The organism is Mycobacterium sp. JS623 (genome assembly GCF_000328565.1).
In the GTDB taxonomy this organism is placed as follows: domain Bacteria; phylum Actinomycetota; class Actinomycetes; order Mycobacteriales; family Mycobacteriaceae; genus Mycobacterium.
Window position 1 is genome coordinate 2,875,386 of the sequence record NC_019966.1, and the last position, 17,701, is coordinate 2,893,086.

The window sequence follows — 17,701 nt, forward strand, 5'->3', positions numbered from 1 at the left end:
CGCCGAGAAGTGTCGGACCGCGGCCATAGACTGGCGTCCCTATGAACTCGGATTCGTCTGATCTTCGCGCAAGTGCTCATCGGTCCTTCGTGCACTTACACAATCACACCGAATACTCGATGTTGGACGGTGCCGCGAAGGTCAAGCCGATGCTCGCCGAGGCGCAGCGCTTGCAGATGCCCGCGATCGGGATGACCGATCACGGAAACATGTTCGGCGCCAGCGAGTTCTACAACGCCGCCACCGAAGTGGGCATCAAGCCGATCATCGGAATCGAGGCCTACATTGCGCCGGCGTCGCGCTTCGAGACCAAGCGCATCCTGTGGGGTGATCCGAGCCAGAAGGGTGACGACGTTTCGGGCAGCGGGTCCTACACCCACATGACCATGGTCGCCGAGAACGCCACGGGTCTGCGCAACCTGTTCAAGCTGTCGTCGCTGGCCTCTTTCGAAGGTCAGCTCGGCAAATGGTCCCGGATGGATGCCGAGCTCATCGCCGAGCATTCATCGGGCATCATCGCCACCACCGGGTGTCCTTCCGGCGAGGTGCAGACGCGGCTGCGGCTCGGTCACGATCGCGAGGCACTGGAATCGGCCGCCAACTGGCGTGAGATCTTCGGGCCCGACAACTACTTCCTCGAGCTGATGGACCACGGCCTCGACATCGAGCGTCGGGTGCGCGACGGGCTGCTCGAGATCGGGCAGAAGCTCGGCATCCCGCCGCTGGCCACCAACGACTGCCACTACGTCACCCGGGACGCCGCGCACAATCACGAGGCGCTGCTGTGCGTGCAGACCGGCAAGACGCTCTCGGACCCGAACCGGTTCAAGTTCGACGGTGACGGTTACTACCTGAAATCCGCCGAGGAGATGCGGCAGATCTGGGATGCCGACATCCCCGGTGCGTGTGACTCGACGTTGTTGATCGCCGAGCGCGTGCAGTCCTACTCCGATGTGTGGGAGCTGCGCGACCGCATGCCGGTTTTCCCGGTGCCGGAAGGGCATGATCAGGCGTCGTGGCTGAAGCACGAGGTGGACGCCGGCCTCGCGCGTCGCTTTCCGTCCGGGGTGCCGCAGGACTACATCGACCGCGCGGCGTATGAGATCGACGTCATCTGCGCCAAGGGCTACCCGTCGTACTTCTTGATCGTGGCGGACCTGGTGAGCTACGCGCGCTCGGTCGATATCCGGGTCGGGCCTGGCCGCGGTTCGGCGGCGGGATCGCTGGTCGCCTATGCGTTGCGCATCACCGACATCGACCCGATCGAACACGGGCTGCTGTTCGAGCGGTTCCTGAACCCCGAGCGCGCGTCGATGCCCGACATCGACATCGACTTCGACGACCGTCGCCGCGGTGAGATGGTGCGCTACGCCGCCGACAAGTGGGGCAGCGACCGGGTCGCTCAGGTGATCACGTTTGGAACCATCAAAACCAAAGCGGCGCTGAAGGATTCGGCCCGCATTCACTACGGGCAGCCGGGCTTCGCAATCGCCGACCGGATCACCAAGGCGCTGCCGCCGCCGATCATGGCCAAGGACATCCCGCTGTCCGGCATCACCGATCCGAACCACGAGCGGTACAAGGAAGCCGCCGAGGTTCGCGGGCTGATCGATACCGATCCCGACGTCCGCACCATCTATGAGACCGCGCGCGGACTGGAAGGCCTGATCCGCAACTCCGGCGTGCACGCCTGCGCGGTGATCATGAGCAGTGAGCCGTTGACCGAGGCCATCCCGCTGTGGAAGCGGCCGCAGGACGGCGCGATCATCACCGGCTGGGACTACCCGTCGTGTGAGGCCATCGGCTTGTTGAAGATGGACTTCCTCGGGCTGCGCAACCTGACGATCATCGGCGACGCGCTGGAGAACATCAAGGCCAACAGGGGAATTGACCTCGACCTCGAGTCGGTCCCGCTCGACGATCCCGCCACCTACCAGTTGCTCGGCCGGGGCGACACGCTGGGCGTGTTCCAGCTCGACGGTGGACCGATGCGCGACCTGCTGCGACGCATGCAGCCCACCGGCTTCCAGGACGTGGTCGCGGTCATCGCGCTGTACCGGCCAGGCCCAATGGGCATGAACGCCCACAACGACTACGCCGACCGCAAGAACGGTAAGCAGGCCATCAAGCCGATCCACCCCGAATTGGAGGACGCTCTCCGGGATATTCTTGCCGAGACGTACGGCCTGATCGTCTACCAAGAGCAGATCATGCGTATCGCGCAGAAGGTGGCCGGCTACTCGCTCGCCCGAGCAGACATTCTGCGAAAGGCCATGGGCAAGAAGAAGCGTGAGGTGCTCGACAAGGAGTACGAGGGCTTCTCGGAGGGAATGAAGGCCAACGGGTTCTCGGCCGCGGCCATCAAGGCGTTGTGGGACACGGTGCTGCCGTTCGCCGACTACGCATTCAACAAGTCACACGCCGCGGGCTATGGGCTGGTGTCGTATTGGACGGCGTATCTGAAGGCCAACTATCCGGCCGAGTACATGGCGGGGTTGCTCACGTCGGTGGGCGACGACAAGGACAAGGCCGCTGTGTACCTGGCCGACTGCCGACGGCTCGGCATCACGGTGCTACCGCCGGATGTCAACGAATCGAGTCTGAACTTCGCCTCGGTCGGTGAGGACATCCGCTACGGCCTCGGCGCGGTACGCAACGTCGGAGCGAACGTCGTTGCATCCCTTGTCGCTACCCGGACTGACAAGGGCAAGTACATCGACTTCTCGGATTACCTCAACAAGATCGAGATCGGCCCTTGCAACAAGAAGGTGACGGAATCGCTGATCAAGGCGGGCGCGTTCGACTCGCTTGATCATCCGCGCAAGGGGCTGTTCCTGATTCACACCGACGCCGTCGACTCGGTGCTCGGCACCAAGAAGGCCGAGGCGATGGGTCAGTTCGACCTGTTCGGCGGCGCCGACACTGCGACCGATGCGGTGTTCACGATCAAGGTGCCCGACGAGGAGTGGGAGGACAAGCACAAGCTGGCGCTCGAGCGCGAGATGCTCGGCCTCTACGTGTCAGGGCACCCGTTGAATGGCATCGCGCATCTGCTTGCGGCGCAGGTTGATACGCAGATTCCGGCCATCCTCGACGGCGACGTCGGAAACGACACGCAGGTGCGGGTGGGCGGGATTCTGGCCTCGGTCAACCGGCGGGTGAACAAGAACGGTCTGCCGTGGGCGTCAGCACAATTGGAAGACCTCACCGGTGGCATCGAGGTGCTGTTCTTCCCACAGACGTACTCCACGTTCGGTGCGGAGATCGCCGACGACGCAGTGGTGTTGGTGGGAGCCAAGGTCGCGATTCGCGATGACCGCATCTCGTTGATCGCCAATGAGCTTGTGGTACCCGACTTTTCGAGTGCCCAGGTGAACCGGCCGGTGGCCGTTAGCCTGCCGACGCGGCAATGTACGGTCGACAAGGTCACCGCGCTCAAGCAGGTGCTGGCACGCCATCCTGGCACGTCGCAGGTGCATCTGCGGTTGATCAGCGGCGAGCGGATCACTACGCTGGAACTGGATGCCTCGCTGCGGGTCACGCCGTCGTCGGCTCTGATGGGCGACCTGAAGGCGCTGCTCGGCCCCGGCTGCCTGGGCGGCTAGAACTAGCCCAAAACGTTGACTGCCCTTGCGATTACGAGCGCGATGGTGGTAACCGCGACGAGGCTTTGCACCGCCATCATCCCCTTCGCCCAGCGGGCCAGCGGCATGGTATCGGTGGGAGAGAAGGCCATCGCGTTGGTCAGGCTGACATACAGGTAGTCGACGAACGTCGGCCGCCAACCCGGTTTTACGAGCTTCGCAGTGTCGGGATCCATCTGCGGGAACATGAAGTCCGGGTAGGGCTGCTCGCCGGCACGCCGGGCGAATGGTCCACCGCGGTCCAGTTCCCAGTACCAGATGCCGAAAACGATGATGTTGGTGACGAAGATCGCCCCTCCGCTGCCCAACAACACCGCTGGCTTGTTGCTCACCTCTCCGGACAGGATGCGGATGTCCAGCAGTACCGCCGACAGGGTGTTGTCGAGTGTGATGGCGGCGAGAAGCACCAAGGTGGCGTATCGGCCGAGTCGCGTGGCATTGGTGAGGCGCAACGGGTTGAGCCAGGTGAGAACTCCAAGCAGCAACAATTCGAGCGCGATGAGCGGCCAGCGTGGCACCACGGTGTAGCTCTTCGGGATCGCCAGCTGCAGACCGATCGCGGCTATCAGTGCGATGAGCACGGGCAGCCGGCTTTCCGGATCGCCGGGCCGCAGCCATGACGGGATGTGGCGCTCGGCGCCGGAGGCCATTCGCTCGGCGCGTTTGACGAACTCCTCGACCGGTGACGATGGTTCGGGTGTGTTGTCCATTAGATCAGTGTCTGCGCCACGATGGAGAGATGGAGTCGCGACACGTCAGCATATGGATCGAAGCCGCCCCCGAGGCCGTCTACGAGTTCGCCGCCGACCCCCAAACCTGGCCGAGGTGGGCCGCTGGACTCGCCGCAGGAGAGCTTCGGCAGACCGCCGAAGGATGGGTCGCCGATTCACCGATGGGGCAGGTGACGGTCGAGTTCGCACCGCCGAACACATTCGGCGTGCTGGACCATGTGGTCCGGCTGCCGTCCGGTGAGGCCGTCTACAACCCGCTGCGGGTGATTCCCGGCGGGGTCGGGGAGCCGCGGTGCGAGGTGCTCTTCACAGTGCGACGGCGCGACGGTATGGCCGCATCCGAGTTCGATGCCGATGCAGCAGCCGTTGCCGCCGACCTCGAAGCGCTTCGGCGGCTGCTGGAGAACTAGCGGTCAGACGACTGGAACGGGCTCAAGGCCAGCCACACCACGGTGCCCGCCGCAGCGGCGGCCAGTACGGACGGGGCGGCGCTGGCGGTCGCGACCGCGACGATCACCAGGACCAGGAAGCCGATTGCGAGCGCGAGCAGCTTGTACACCGGCCAGGCCACACCGGCAATGCTGACTTCGTCGCGCACGGTCACAGGGTGACGATAGCTCGCAAGCAAGTTTTCGGTCAACCGAAACACCGTTCTGGATGGGCCTTTCGATAGCGGGTCTACCCTGGTGCGATGCCACTTTCCGGAGAGTACGAAGCAAGCCCCTGGGACTGGGTCCGCAAGGACGCCGACAGGGTTATGGAGACCGGCACCACCGAAGGCAGTGAGATGAAGGGCAAACCGATCATCTTGCTGACCACCATCGGTGCGAAGTCCGGCAAGGTCCGCAAGACACCGCTGATGCGCGTCGAGCATGACGGCCAGTACGCGGTGGTGGCTTCTCTGGGCGGGGCGCCGAAGAATCCGGTCTGGTACTACAACATCAAGGCGCACCCACAGGTTGAGTTGCAGGACGGAGACGTCACCAAGGAGTACGAGGCACGCGAGGTCTCCGGTGACGAAAAGGCCATCTGGTGGGAGCGCGCCGTCGAAGCGTGGCCAGACTACGCGGAGTATCAGACCAAGACGGACCGGCAGATTCCCGTCTTTGTGCTGACCCCGATTAACTGAAAAATGCTGACCCCGATTAACTGAAAACCGCTGGTTAGTGGCACTATTGTTCGGTGTCCGCTGAACTGAGCCAGAGCCCCCAGACGTCGCCGCTGTCCGCGGCCGACATCGACGAGGCTGCTCAGCGAATTTCGGGCGTGGTGCTGCGCAGCCCGCTGCAGTACAGCGAACGGCTTTCGGAGGCCACGGGCGCGACGGTCTACCTCAAGCGCGAGGACCAGCAGGCGGTTCGGTCGTACAAGTTGCGCGGCGCGCACAACCTGCTGATGCAGCTGTCCGACGCGGAGAAAGCCGCCGGCGTGGTGTGTTCGTCGGCGGGCAACCATGCGCAGGGCTTCGCGATGGCGTGCCGTTCGATGGGCGTCCACGGTCGGGTGTACGTGCCCGCCAAGACGCCGAAGCAGAAGCGTGACCGCATCCGTTACCACGGCCGCGAGTTCATCGAGCTGATCGTGGGCGGCAAGACCTACGACATCGCCGCCGCGGCGGCACTCGACGATGTCGCTCGTACAGGTGCGACTCTGGTGCCGCCCTACGACGACCTCCGCACGATGGCCGGTCAAGGCACGATCGCCGTCGAAATACTCGATCAACTCGACAGCGAGCCGGATCTCGTCATCGTCCCGGTTGGCGGAGGGGGCTGCATCAGCGGGGTTACGACGTATCTCGCCGAGCGCACCTCGAATACGGCGGTGTTGGGCGTCGAACCGGCCGGGGCCGCGGCGATGGTTGCCGCGCTGGCCAACGGGGAGCCCGTCACGCTGGAGCACGTCGACCAGTTCGTCGATGGCGCAGCAGTAGCCCGTGCAGGCGCGCTGCCGTACGCGGTGCTGTCGGCGGCGGGGGACATGGTGTCGATCACGACGGTCGACGAGGGTGCGGTGTGCACCGCGATGCTCGACCTTTACCAGAACGAGGGCATCATCGCCGAACCCGCCGGGGCGCTGTCGGTGGCCGCACTGATGGAGGCCGACATCGAACCGGGATCGACTGTGGTGTGCCTGATTTCGGGTGGCAACAACGACGTATCGCGGTACAACGAAGTGCTCGAGCGCTCGCTGGTGCACCTCGGTCTCAAGCACTATTTCCTCGTCGACTTCCCGCAGGAACCCGGAGCGCTGCGGCGGTTCCTGGACGATGTGCTCGGCCCGAACGACGACATCACGTTGTTCGAATACGTCAAGCGCAACAACCGCGAAACCGGCGAGGCGCTCGTCGGCATCGAACTCAGTTCGGCAGCGGACTTCGAAGGCCTGCTCGAGCGGATCAAAGCCTCCGACATCCACGTCGAGACGCTTGAGCCGGGTTCACCGGCGTATCGCTACCTGCTCTAAGCAGGGGAGACGACCGCCAGACCGGCAGCCCTCGCGGCGTCGGCCAGGCGGTTGTCGTACGTGACAAGCGCACGTAGTTCGGGCGCAACCTGCGCGGCGGCCAGGTGAATCGCATCGAGGGTACGAAGCTCAGGTGGCCCGATGGTTGCCGCGACATCGAGCACGCTGGCAGTGAGCGCGACGAAATTGAGTCTGGCGAGAACCTTGCGTGCGTTCTCGACCGCGACACCCCGACGAGCAACAGCCCGTAGCAACTCCGTCCGGGCGATCGCAGCGGTCAGCCGCTTGTCATCCGGCACGCTCGCCAGATATCGCGCTAATGCGGGTGATTCAGCCTCATAGACCACGATCTTCACAAGCGCCGACGAGTCGACGTAGATAGTCACAGGCGGTCTTCGCGTTGCCGCTGCAGTTCTGAGGATGCGTCGAAATCGACGCTGATTGGCACGACGTCTTCCAGGGCTGCCGACGACTCCGCTGGAATGACGTCGCCGCGCAGGATCATGTCCTCCCAAGTGTCCGGACGGGCCGGCACGATGCGCGCGACCAATCGGCCGCGTTGGGTGACTTCCACGGTTTCCCCACGCGCCACGCGGGCGATGTACTGGCTTGCGTTTTGTCGCAGTTCACGGAGACCGATGCGCTCCATGTAGCACATGGTAGCACTTAGCCGGCTGCTGTCATTTCCGGCTCGACCAGCACAAGCGACTCGTCATTCGCACGGAAGACAGGCTCGATCGGCACACCCAAGGAGTGCGCCACATCTGTTAGCAGCGCTGCCCAGCGCCGGTCGGCATCCGATATCGGACCCCGTCCTGGTCGGGTCAACAGCAGCGCCACGGTGGTGTCCTTCGTGAGTCCATCGAGTACCTCGAGAAGTGCCGTCATTGCGGAGACCACGATGGGGTGCCTCGGTCGAGGCGGAAGCGGCAGCTGGCTCAGCGCTTTGATCAAGCACCGGTCAGGTCCGACGAATCCCATCCACAGCAGCCGTTCACCAAATCCCAACGGTCCCATCAGGGCGCGCCAGCGTTGCGCCAAGTCTGCGGCCGAGTGAATGGGATCAGTGGCGGTTTCGATCCGAGGCGGTACGTAGGGATGTGCCATACGGGTGAGCATCACCCACGAAAGCCATTGTGCGGTAATCAGTTATCCACAGGCCGTCAGGCTGTGGATAGCGACTTGACAGTTCGCAGAATCGCGAAAGAATGCCCGTCCAGCCGCGTCGCGTCGGCCTCAACCGTCGGCTGGCCCCAGGCCAACACCACGTCGCCGGTTACTGGAACGTCCACGGCATCGGTGCCCAAGTTGCACGCAATCGCCAGATGGCCGCGGTGCATGACAATCCATCGCTCGGCTTCGTCGTAGTCGACGCGCATGTGGTCCAACCACGTATCGGCCAGGTCGGGTTCGTTGTGCCGCAACGCGATCAGTTGCCGGTAGACCTGCCGCAGCCTGCCATGCTCGCCGGCGTCGATCTCATCCCAGTTCAGTTTGGACCGTTCGAAGGTGGCTGGGTCCTGGGGATCGGGAATCACGTCGGCATCCCAGCCGTGTTCGGCGAATTCACGCTTGCGGCCCTCGGCGGTCGCTCGAGCCAACTCCGGTTCCGGGTGTGAGCTGAAGAACTGAAACGGCGACGACGATCCCCATTCCTCACCCATGAAAAGCATTGCGGTATACGGTGATCCGAGTGCGAGCACGGCCTTCACGGCCAGTTGGCCAAACGTCAGGTTCTGCGACGGCCGGTCGCCGACCGCGCGGTTGCCCACCTGATCGTGCGTCAGCGTGTACGCCAGCAGTCGGGTGGCCGGGATGGTTGACGTGTCGAGTGGACGCCCGTGCCTGCGATGCCGGAACGACGAGTATGTCCCCGCGTGGAAGTAGCCGTGCATCAGTGTCTGCGCCAACGCCTCCACCGAACCGAAATCCGCGTAATAACCCTGCCGCTCGCCCGACACCGCCGAGTGGATCGCGTGGTGGATGTCGTCGTCCCACTGCGCGGTCATCCCGTATCCGCCGCGATCGCGAGGAGTGATCAGCCGCGGGTCGTTGAGGTCGCTCTCCGCGATCAGCGACAGCGGACGGCCCAACTCCTCAGCCAGCGCCTCGGTTTCGGCCGCCAGCTCTTCGAGGATGTGGATCGCGGTGGTGTCGACCAGTGCATGCACGGCGTCGAGTCGCAGGCCGTCGGCGTGGAAAACGCGCATCCATCGCAGCGCACAGTCGATGATGTAGCGGCGCACCTCGTCGGCATCGGCATCGCAGATGTTGATCGACTCGCCCCACGCGTTGCTGCCCGACGACAGATACGGCCCGAAGCGCGGTAGGTAATTTCCCGACGGGCCAAGGTGATTGAACACCGCGTCGATCAGCACACCCAGGCCGCGTCGGTGGCATGCGTTGATCAGGCGCACCAGCCCGTCAGGCCCGCCATACGGTTCGTGCACCGCGTACCAGAGCACGCCGTCGTAGCCCCAGCCGTGGGTGCCGCCGAACGCGTTGACGGGCATCAGCTCGACGAAGTCGACACCCAGATCGACAAGGTAGTCCAGCTTCTCGATCGCAGCGTCGAACGTGCCGTCCGGTGTGAACGTTCCGACGTGCAGCTCGTAGATCACGCGGCCCTCGATCGAGCGTCCGCGCCAGTCACCGTCGGTCCACGCGTCCGGGGCGGCCTGCCACAGTTGCGAGCGTCCGTGCACGCCGTCCGGCTGCCTGGGTGAGCGCGGGTCGGGCAGCACGGTCGGATCATCGTCGAGCACAAACCCGTACCGCGCGTCGGGCCGGGCTTGAGAATCGGGGACGTCAGTCCGCCACCAGCCGTCGTCGTCGCGCTGCATCGGGTACAGCGCTCCGTCGACGTCGAGTCGGACCTGCTGCGGCCGCGGCGCCCACACCGAAAACTCAGTCATCGTCTCGCACCAGCAGAGCCACCGGCAGATCCGTGAACAACTCCACCGCCAGCACCGTGCCGCTGAATCGTCCACCGCTGATCCGGTCCGTCCACGTTCCGCCAGGCAGCGTCAGAGACGTGTCGCCCCAACCCTTTTCGGAGAGCCGTACGGTGTGGCGGCTCACCGCGGTCAGCGCATCGTCACCGCGCAAGAACGCCACTAGATGGTCGGCGGCGGGTCCCTGCGCCAGTACCGGCGTGTAGCCACCGTCGGCGAAAGTGGCCGGACGGTCACGCCGTAGCCGCAACGCCGCCGAAACCACCCTGATCTTGGGGTGGTTGATGGCGGCAAGAGCATCGCGGCGGGCCCGATAGTCGATCGGTCGCCGGTTGTCCGGATCGACCAGACTGTCCTCGAACAACTCTGTGCCTTGGTAGACATCCGGCACACCGGGCACGGTCAATGCCAACAACTTCTGCCCGAGCGCGTCGCTGCGCGCATGCAGGTCCAACCGACCGAGCAGCCCGACCAGTTCCGTGGCCACGGGTCCATCGATAACCGCGTCGATCCATGCGTGCACCGAGTCTTCGAATTCGGTGTCGGGATCGTGCCATGACGTGTGCATGCCTGACTCGCGGATCGCCTTCTCGGCGTACGCGTGGAGCCGGCCCCGCAGCTCTTCGGTGACCGCGCCGTCGGCCGGCCAGATGCCGAACATGTTCTGCAACAAGAAGAGTCCGGTCGCAGGGTCGGGTGGCGGAGTCCGTCGTTGCCAGGCGCCGACATACTGCTCCCACAGCGACGGTACCTGCGAGAGCACGCCAATGCGGGCCCGAACGTCCTCTCCGCGCTTGGTGTCGTGGGTGCTGAGCGCGATCATTGCGTGCGGCCACAGCCGCGCACGGGTGGCGGCGCGCTGGTGGAACTCCGCAATGCCGACTCCGAATCGCTCGGGCTCTCCGCCGACTTCGTTCAGCGACACCAACCGGGCGTCGCGGTAGAACAGGCAATCCTCCATCGATTTGGCGGTAGCCGCGCCGCAGAGTTGCTGGATGCGTACCGCCGCCGCGGTGCTGGTGCTCAATGCCGCTGACACGATCGCCAATGGGTCGGCCAATTCCGGATGGTCAGAACTGGTTCGGGCCAGCGCTTCGGACAGCACCAACGACAGCGACGGATAGTCCGACCGGTACACCGGGATCCGGCTGATCAGCTCCGCCACCGCGTTGGGCAGATCGGCGTGGTCGATGCCCGTGGCAGCGATGATCGTCCGGCACACCCGCCCCAGCTCGCTCGCCAGGGTGGTGGTGACGGCTTCGGCCTTCAGCCGGCGGGCCAGGTCGGGCATGTCCGCATAGTCGATTCCGCTCGAATTAAACAGCTCGGTGAGCGGGCCCGCACCCGCTGGATCGAGGAACAGGCCGCCGATTTCACGCAGCGCGTCGTAGCCCGTGGTGCCCGCCACGGGCAGCGTCGTGTCCAGCGGCTCGTCGACGGCGAGGATCTTCTCCACGACGATCCATGCCTGCGGTCCGGCGAGTTCACGCAGCCACGCCAGATACCCTGCGGGATCGGACAATCCGTCCGGATGGTCGATGCGCACCCCGTCGACAAGGCCCTCGTCGAACCAGCGCTTGACCTCCACATGTGTGGCGTCGAAAACCGCGCGGTCCTCCTGCCGTAGCCCCGCCAGCGACGTGATCGAGAAGAAGCGGCGGTAGCCGCAGATCCCCGTGCGCCATCCGGTCAACCGGTAGTGCTGGTTGTCGGCGGGGTAGCCGGGCGGGGCTTCGTCATTGTCGGAACCCAAGACCGGCAAGATGATTCGGCCGTCCGGGTCGAGGTCCCAGTCGATGTCGAAATACGTGGCGTACGGCGACGAGCGACCATGTTCGAGTACGTCGGACCACCACCTGTTCTGCTCCGGCTTGTCGACGCCGACGTGGTTGGGCACGACGTCAACGATCAAGCCCATGCCGCGCGCCCTGGCCGCTTCCGACAACCTCGCGAGACCCTGCGGCCCACCCAGTGCCGCCGAGACCGTGGTGGGGTCGGTGACGTCGTAGCCGTGCGTCGATCCCTCGACCGCGGTCAGGATCGGCGACAAGTACAGATGCGACACCCCGAGGTTGTCGAGGTAGTCCAGCACCGCTATCGCGTCGTCAAAGGTGAATGCAGCCCCAGAAGCCGAGCCGCGCATCTGCAGCCGATAGGTCGACAGCACGGGAAATGCCATGTGTCAGGCGGTCTTACGCAGCACCAGCAGAGACCGCGCCTGCAGCGAGATCTTCTTGCCCGCAGTGACAACCAGTTCGGTCGCCCCGGTGGCGTCGGCCGTGTCCAGTGTGGCGGTCCATTCCTTGGCGTAGTCACCCTTCGGTGTGACGAAGTCCTGCGGCTTGTCGTTTGCGTTGAAGCAGAGCAGGAATGAGTCGTCGACGACCCGTTCACCGCGCGAGTTGGGAGTCGGGATCGCCTCGCCGTTGAGGAACACCGCCACGCATTTGAAGCCGGAGTCCCAATCCTGCTGTGCCATCTCCTTGCCTGCCGGGGTCAGCCAGGCGATGTCGCGCACCTGATCGCCGCGGCGGATCGGCTCGCCCTCGAAGAAGCGGCGCCTGCGGAATACGGGATGGTCCCGCCGCAGCGTGGTGGCCCGGCGGGTGAACTCGAGCAGGTCGGTGTTCTTCTCGCAGAGCGACCAATCCATCCAGGAAATCTCGGAGTCCTGGCAGTAGACGTTGTTGTTGCCACCCTGGGTGCGGCCGATCTCGTCGCCGTGCGAAATCATCGGCGTGCCCTGCGACACCATCAACGTGCCCATGATGTTGCGCATCTGCTTGGCGCGCAGCGCGAGGATCTCCGGGTCGTCGGTGGGGCCCTCGACCCCGCAATTCCACGACCGGTTGTGGCTTTCGCCGTCGCGGTTGTCCTCGCCGTTGGCCTCGTTGTGCTTCTCGTTGTACGACACCAGGTCGGCCAGCGGGAAGCCGTCGTGACAGGTGACGAAGTTGATGCTGGCGCCCGGTCGCCTGCCGGTGGCCTCGTAGAGGTCCGAGGATCCGGTCAGCCGCGAGGCGAACTCGCCGAGGGTTGCGGGCTCGCCCCGCCAGTAGTCACGCACAGTGTCGCGATACTTCCCGTTCCACTCGGTCCACAAACCCGGAAAATTTCCGACCTGGTAGCCGCCCTCGCCGACATCCCACGGTTCGGCGATCAACTTGACCTGGCTGACCACCGGATCCTGCTGTACCAGGTCGAAAAAGGCGCTCAGCCGGTCGACGTCATAGAACTCGCGGGCCAGCGCGGCGGCCAGGTCGAAGCGGAACCCGTCGACATGCATGTCCAGCACCCAGTACCGCAGTGAGTCCATGATCAGCTGCAGGGTGTGCGGGTGCCGCGGGTTGAGGCTGTTGCCGGTGCCGGTGAAGTCTTTGTAGTACCGCAGGTCACCGTCCTGCAGCCGGTAGTAGGCGGCGTTGTCGATGCCACGAAAGTTGATCGTGGGACCGAGGTGGTTGCCTTCGGCCGTGTGGTTGTAGACGACGTCGAGGATGACCTCGATGCCGGCCTCGTGAAACGACCGGACCATGGTCTTGAACTCGGCGACCGCGCCGCCGGCGTGCCGGGTGGCGGCGTACTGGTAGTGGGGCGCGAGGAACCCAAAAGTGTTGTAGCCCCAGTAGTTTCGCAGCCCGAGATCGAGCAGGCGGTGATCGTGCAGAAACTGGTGCACCGGCATCAGCTCGATTGCGGTGACGTTCAACGACTTGAGGTGGTCGATGATCACCGGATGGCCGAGCCCGGCGTAGGTGCCGCGCAGTTCCTCAGGGATGCCAGGATGCGTCTGCGTCATCCCTTTGACATGGGCCTCGTAGATGATGGTCTCGTGGTAGGGCGTTCGCGGTGCGCGGTCCGACCCCCACTGGAAGAACGGATTGATCACCACGCTGGTCATGGTGTGGCCCAGTGAGTCGATCTGCGGCGGCGTGCCGCCCGACGCCAGGTCGTCGGCCTCGAGGTCGTAGGAGAACAACGCCTGGCTGAAATCGAAGTCACCGTGGAACGACTTGCCATAGGGGTCAAGCAGCAGCTTGCTCGGATCGCAGCGATGTCCCGCCGCGGGATCCCACGGCCCGTATACGCGGAAGCCGTAGCGCTGGCCCGGTGTAACCGTGGGCAGATAGCAGTGCCACACATAACCGTCGACCTCATCGAGATTGACGCGCTCCTCGGTGCCGTCCTTGGCGATCAGGCACAACTCCACCCGCTCTGCCACTTCGGAAAACAGCGAAAAGTTCGTGCCCGCACCGTCATACGTAGCGCCAAGGGGATAGGCCTCACCCGGCCAGACGGTGAGGGCGGACGCGCGCTCGGCGGACGACATCAGCCCCGCCACCAGCCGGTGGCCAGGCCCATCTGCCGGCCCAGCTCGTTGACCATCGTGCGCATGTAGGTCGTCGAGATGTGGTGGGCGTCGCGATACAGCAACACATTCCCCTCCACGGCGCGGCAAATGTCCTTGCGGCACACCGCATCACTCATGTCGAGCGGCTTCAGCAGGGGAAACTGCGCGACGAAATCCAATGTCTGGTTGTGTTCCGACAGTACGTCGGATCGCTTGATGCCGCAGGAGATCGCGTTGCCGCCGCTGGCCAGGCAGTCCGCCGGGAAGAACGGCTTTCCGTCGTGCACCATCCATGGCGTGTCGCGCATGGCGAGGATCGGAATGTTGTTGTCCGACAACGCCTGCCAGATGCCGATGTAGTGGGATGGCATCACGTCGCCGGGTTTGATGTTCCACGGCCTGGTGGAGGTGGTGAACACGAAGTCCGGATGATCGGCGATCAGTTTCGGCATCACCCGGTTGTTCCACACCCGGCAGCCCGGGTACGGGCGGTTGTCACCCATCACCAGAGGGGTCTGCTCCGTGGTCAGTGGGCAACCCATTTTCAGGTACGTCACGACCTTGAAGTGATGCAGCTGCCCGAGCAGGTCGAGCGCGGTGACCCAATGCTCGGCATGAGAGCTGCCGGCCAGCGCGATGGTGCGGGTCGCCTCTTTGTCACCGAAGGTGCAGTCGATGACGTCGCTGTTGTTGAAGTCGCTGATGCAGCCCTCGGTGGTCGTCTCGGGCAGATCGTCCCTGGCTTCCAGCACCGTCGGGCGCATCGGCAGTTTGGGCACCTTGGCGTGGTTGAGCAATGCGGTCGCCCCGGGATAGTCGCGGATCGAAAGGTTGGCCAGCTCTTTGCCGTTCGCGCGCTGCACTGTGACGTGCTCGCGCCATCCGAACGCCGTCGCAGTCAACGCGACACCCAGTAGGGCGACGATGGAACCCATCGCGATCGTCGGGCGCCGCAGCCGCACCCACAGCGGGACGAGAACGGTCGGCTTCGGCGCTTTCGAGGCGGCCCGGTAGCGCAGCGGATTCTCGACGTAGCGCAGCGTCAACCAGGCCAGCACGCCCGAAAGCAGCAGCACCGCGGCGCCCTCGAAGAAGTTGACCCGCGACCGGCCGGTGTACGAGAGCCAGAAGATCAGCAGCGGCCAGTGCCAGAGATATAAGGAATAGGCCATGCTGCCGAGCGTCACGAACGGCCCACTGGCGAGAAACCGGTTCGGGGCCGGCAATCGGTCGGCGGTCTTGGCATCGGCCTGCCGGTTCGCGGCCGACAGGATGAACAACATCGTCGCGCCGACTGGCACCAGCGCCCACGGGCCCGGGAACTCCTTGACGCCATCGATCAGCGCCCCGCACGACAGGATCGCCGCCAGTGCGACCAGCGCGACCATCGTCCGCAGCCACATCGGCCACCGCACATACGGCACGAGGGCGCCAAGCAACGCGCCAAGAAGCAGCTCCCATCCGCGCGCGAAGCTGTTGTAGTAGGCGGTCGCCTGATCGACGTTGTGAGCAAATATCGCGTAGACGAAGGAGGCGATGGTCAGCGCACTCAGCAGCACCACGAATGAAATCCGCATGTACGTACCGAGGCGCCGACGGAACAGAAAGGCGAACCCGAAGATCAATGCCAGAAACGCGATATAGAACTGTCCTTGGACGGACATCGACCAGATGTGCTGCAGCGGACTGACCGCTTCACCGGCGCGAAGGTAGTCCGCCGCGGTGTTCGCCAACTCCCAGTTCTGGAAGTAGCCCAGGCTCGCCAGGCTTTGATCAGCAAACGTTTCCCAGCGCGTCTCTGGCTGGATGACGATCGTCAGCACGGCCGACGCGGCGAGCACGATGACAAGCGCGGGCAGCAGCCGGCGAACAAGTCGCATCACTTCGGGCACCGGCGATAAACACGTGCCCGGCGTCAGCGCCGTGCGCAGAAGTCGCCCTCCGAAGAAGAAGCCCGACAGCGCGAGAAAAACATCGACACCACCGGACACGCGACCAAACCACACGTGGAACACCGCAACGAGGGCGATCGCGATGCCGCGCAGGCCGTCGAGATCGTGTCGGTAGAAACCCGACTCACGCGTCCCGGTGGTGGGCCGTGAGGGGGGAACCGGATCGGTGACGGCCGTCGGCCGGGGAGGGGCGAGGGTCAACATGGTCGACGGTTAATCTACCGAAGATCGCCTGGTGCCTCATACGACAGGCGATCCATCACAGCCCCCGAGCAAAGGATCAGGCTGGTTCTGGAGATGACGTTGACCCCCGCCGAGATCAGTGCGATCGACGCCGCGCACGTCTGGCATCCGTACAGCACGATCGGGGCCGAGGCGCTGCCGCCGGTGGTGGCGGTGGGCGCGAAGGGCGCCTGGCTGACGCTGGTCGACGGCGGACGGCGAATCGAGGTGCTCGACGCGATGGCGTCATGGTGGACCGCCGTCCACGGCCACGGCCATCCCGTGCTGGACGCAGCCATCACCGGCCAGCTCGCGACGATGAACCACGTCATGTTCGGCGGGCTCACCCATGAGCCGGCCGCGCGGTTGGCGCAGCTGCTGGTGCAGATCACGCCCGATGGTCTCGAGACGGTGTTTTTCAGCGACTCCGGCTCGGTGTCGGTGGAGGTCGCGGTCAAAATGGCGCTGCAGTACTGGCGCAGCATCGGCCGCGGCGCCAAGCATCGGCTGATGACGTGGCGGGGCGGCTACCACGGCGACACGTTCACGCCGATGAGCCTGTGCGACCCGGACGGCGGCATGCACGAGCTGTGGACGGACGTATTGGCACGGCAAGTTTTCGCTCCGCCGGTACCGACCGAATACGACGCTGCGTACAGCGAGGCGTTCGAACAGCAGCTGGCCTCGCATGCCGATGAGCTGGCGGCTGTGATCGTCGAACCCGTCGTGCAGGGGGCGGGCGGCATGCGGTTCCACGACCCGCGGTATCTGGTCGATCTGCGGGAAATCTGCGATCGGCACGGCGTCTTACTGATCTTCGACGAGATCGCCACCGGCTTCGGCCGGAGCGGGGAGCTGTTCGCCGCCGACCATGCGCGCGTCAGCCCCGACATCATGTGTGTGGGCAAGGCAATGACCGGCGGATACATCACGCTGGCCGCGACCTTGTGTACCCGAGACATCGCGCAGACCATCAGTACGCACGAGCCGGGCGCACTGATGCACGGCCCGACGTTCATGGCCAACGCGCTGGCCTGTGCTGTCGGGGTGGCAGCCGTCGAGCTGTTGCTCGAACAAGATTGGCGCGCAAGGGTTTCGGCGATCTCGGCGGGTCTGCGTGGTGGGTTGGCAGAAGCTGCCGACCTGCCGGGCGTGGCCGATGTTCGGGTGCTCGGCGCGATCGGCGTGATCGAGATGGTCAACCCTGTCGACCTTCGGATCGCGACACCGGCCGCGCTGGAGCGTGGCGTCTGGCTGCGCCCGTTCCGCAATCTCATCTACGTCATGCCGCCGTATATCTGCACTGCTGCGGAGATCGCGCAGATCACCTCGGCGATGGTCGGAGTCGCCGGTGCGCTAACCTGAACACCGTTCAAGTGCGGGA

The 17,701-nt window shown here is 64.8% G+C and carries 14 protein-coding genes; 5 read left to right on the forward strand and 9 right to left on the reverse strand.

Features of this window, described 5'->3' with window-relative positions; all coding sequences use genetic code 11:
* Positions 1-41 precede the first annotated feature (41 nt).
* Positions 42-3,605 (forward strand): DNA polymerase III subunit alpha, encoded by a 3,564-nt coding sequence (gene dnaE / locus MYCSM_RS14105; RefSeq protein WP_015306838.1) that lies wholly within the window; start codon positions 42-44, stop codon positions 3,603-3,605.
* A gap of 2 nt (positions 3,606-3,607) precedes the next feature.
* Here the strand turns inward: dnaE and MYCSM_RS14110 are convergent, their stop codons facing one another.
* Positions 3,608-4,354, reverse strand: coding sequence for a hypothetical protein (locus MYCSM_RS14110; protein ID WP_015306839.1), 747 nt, complete (start codon positions 4,352-4,354; stop codon positions 3,608-3,610).
* 29 nt (positions 4,355-4,383) lie between these two features.
* Here MYCSM_RS14110 and MYCSM_RS14115 point away from each other — a divergent pair, with 29 nt between their 5' ends.
* Positions 4,384-4,785 (forward strand): SRPBCC family protein, encoded by a 402-nt coding sequence (locus MYCSM_RS14115; protein WP_015306840.1) that lies wholly within the window; start codon positions 4,384-4,386, stop codon positions 4,783-4,785.
* Here MYCSM_RS14115 and MYCSM_RS14120 read toward each other — a convergent pair.
* Complete coding sequence (locus MYCSM_RS14120; protein ID WP_335337509.1) at positions 4,782-4,973, reverse strand: hypothetical protein; 192 nt, start codon at positions 4,971-4,973, stop codon at positions 4,782-4,784. The genes MYCSM_RS14115 and MYCSM_RS14120 overlap by 4 nt on opposite strands.
* A 93-nt stretch (positions 4,974-5,066) precedes the next feature.
* Here MYCSM_RS14120 and MYCSM_RS14125 point away from each other — a divergent pair, with 93 nt between their 5' ends.
* Both MYCSM_RS14125 and ilvA read left to right on the forward strand, forming a co-directional pair.
* Positions 5,067-5,504, forward strand: coding sequence for a nitroreductase family deazaflavin-dependent oxidoreductase (locus MYCSM_RS14125; RefSeq protein ID WP_015306842.1), 438 nt, complete (start codon positions 5,067-5,069; stop codon positions 5,502-5,504).
* A 53-nt stretch (positions 5,505-5,557) separates the two neighbouring features.
* Positions 5,558-6,838, forward strand: a complete 1,281-nt coding sequence (ilvA, locus tag MYCSM_RS14130) for a threonine ammonia-lyase IlvA (RefSeq protein ID WP_015306843.1) — start codon at positions 5,558-5,560, stop codon at positions 6,836-6,838.
* Here ilvA and MYCSM_RS14135 read toward each other — a convergent pair.
* The 7 genes from MYCSM_RS14135 to MYCSM_RS14165 are packed head-to-tail and all read right to left on the reverse strand — an operon-like array spanning position 6,835 to position 16,299.
* Complete coding sequence (locus MYCSM_RS14135) at positions 6,835-7,224, reverse strand: type II toxin-antitoxin system VapC family toxin (RefSeq protein ID WP_015306844.1); 390 nt, start codon at positions 7,222-7,224, stop codon at positions 6,835-6,837. The two genes, ilvA and MYCSM_RS14135, sit on opposite strands and share 4 nt — an antisense overlap.
* Positions 7,221-7,487 (reverse strand): type II toxin-antitoxin system Phd/YefM family antitoxin, encoded by a 267-nt coding sequence (locus MYCSM_RS14140; protein WP_041314025.1) that lies wholly within the window; start codon positions 7,485-7,487, stop codon positions 7,221-7,223. Before MYCSM_RS14140 ends, MYCSM_RS14135 begins: the two co-directional genes overlap by 4 nt.
* Before the next feature lie 17 nt (positions 7,488-7,504).
* A complete protein-coding gene (locus MYCSM_RS14145) occupies positions 7,505-7,945 on the reverse strand; it encodes a hypothetical protein (RefSeq protein ID WP_041312063.1) in 441 nt (146 codons plus the stop codon).
* Between the two features lie 56 nt (positions 7,946-8,001).
* Positions 8,002-9,753, reverse strand: a complete 1,752-nt coding sequence (treZ, locus tag MYCSM_RS14150) for a malto-oligosyltrehalose trehalohydrolase (protein ID WP_015306847.1) — start codon at positions 9,751-9,753, stop codon at positions 8,002-8,004.
* Positions 9,746-11,971 carry a malto-oligosyltrehalose synthase gene (gene treY / locus MYCSM_RS14155; protein ID WP_015306848.1) on the reverse strand — a complete coding sequence of 742 codons (2,226 nt, stop codon included), beginning with the start codon at positions 11,969-11,971 and terminating at the stop codon, positions 9,746-9,748. Before treY ends, treZ begins: the two co-directional genes overlap by 8 nt.
* A gap of 3 nt (positions 11,972-11,974) precedes the next feature.
* Positions 11,975-14,122, reverse strand: coding sequence for a glycogen debranching protein GlgX (gene glgX, locus MYCSM_RS14160; protein ID WP_015306849.1), 2,148 nt, complete (start codon positions 14,120-14,122; stop codon positions 11,975-11,977).
* Positions 14,122-16,299 carry an acyltransferase family protein gene (locus MYCSM_RS14165; RefSeq protein WP_015306850.1) on the reverse strand — a complete coding sequence of 726 codons (2,178 nt, stop codon included), beginning with the start codon at positions 16,297-16,299 and terminating at the stop codon, positions 14,122-14,124. The genes glgX and MYCSM_RS14165 overlap by 1 nt, the downstream gene beginning before the upstream one ends.
* Before the next feature lie 93 nt (positions 16,300-16,392).
* Between MYCSM_RS14165 and MYCSM_RS14170 the strand changes: the two genes are divergently transcribed.
* Complete coding sequence (locus tag MYCSM_RS14170; protein WP_015306851.1) at positions 16,393-17,682, forward strand: adenosylmethionine--8-amino-7-oxononanoate transaminase; 1,290 nt, start codon at positions 16,393-16,395, stop codon at positions 17,680-17,682.
* Positions 17,683-17,701 lie beyond the last annotated feature (19 nt).

Bases quoted from the DNA above. Each gene is read 5' to 3' on its own strand.
- MYCSM_RS14140 (WP_041314025.1), bottom strand. From the start codon at position 7,487: ATGGAGCGCATCGGTCTCCGTGAACTGCGACAAAACGCAAGCCAGTAC.
- dnaE (WP_015306838.1), top strand. From the start codon at position 42: ATGAACTCGGATTCGTCTGATCTTCGCGCAAGTGCTCATCGGTCCTTC.
- treZ (WP_015306847.1), bottom strand. From the start codon at position 9,753: ATGACTGAGTTTTCGGTGTGGGCGCCGCGGCCGCAGCAGGTCCGACTC.
- MYCSM_RS14145 (WP_041312063.1), bottom strand. From the start codon at position 7,945: ATGGCACATCCCTACGTACCGCCTCGGATCGAAACCGCCACTGATCCC.
- MYCSM_RS14165 (WP_015306850.1), bottom strand. From the start codon at position 16,299: ATGTTGACCCTCGCCCCTCCCCGGCCGACGGCCGTCACCGATCCGGTT.
- glgX (WP_015306849.1), bottom strand. From the start codon at position 14,122: ATGTCGTCCGCCGAGCGCGCGTCCGCCCTCACCGTCTGGCCGGGTGAG.
- MYCSM_RS14110 (WP_015306839.1), bottom strand. From the start codon at position 4,354: ATGGACAACACACCCGAACCATCGTCACCGGTCGAGGAGTTCGTCAAA.
- MYCSM_RS14115 (WP_015306840.1), top strand. From the start codon at position 4,384: ATGGAGTCGCGACACGTCAGCATATGGATCGAAGCCGCCCCCGAGGCC.
- MYCSM_RS14170 (WP_015306851.1), top strand. From the start codon at position 16,393: ATGACGTTGACCCCCGCCGAGATCAGTGCGATCGACGCCGCGCACGTC.
- treY (WP_015306848.1), bottom strand. From the start codon at position 11,971: ATGGCATTTCCCGTGCTGTCGACCTATCGGCTGCAGATGCGCGGCTCG.
- MYCSM_RS14125 (WP_015306842.1), top strand. From the start codon at position 5,067: ATGCCACTTTCCGGAGAGTACGAAGCAAGCCCCTGGGACTGGGTCCGC.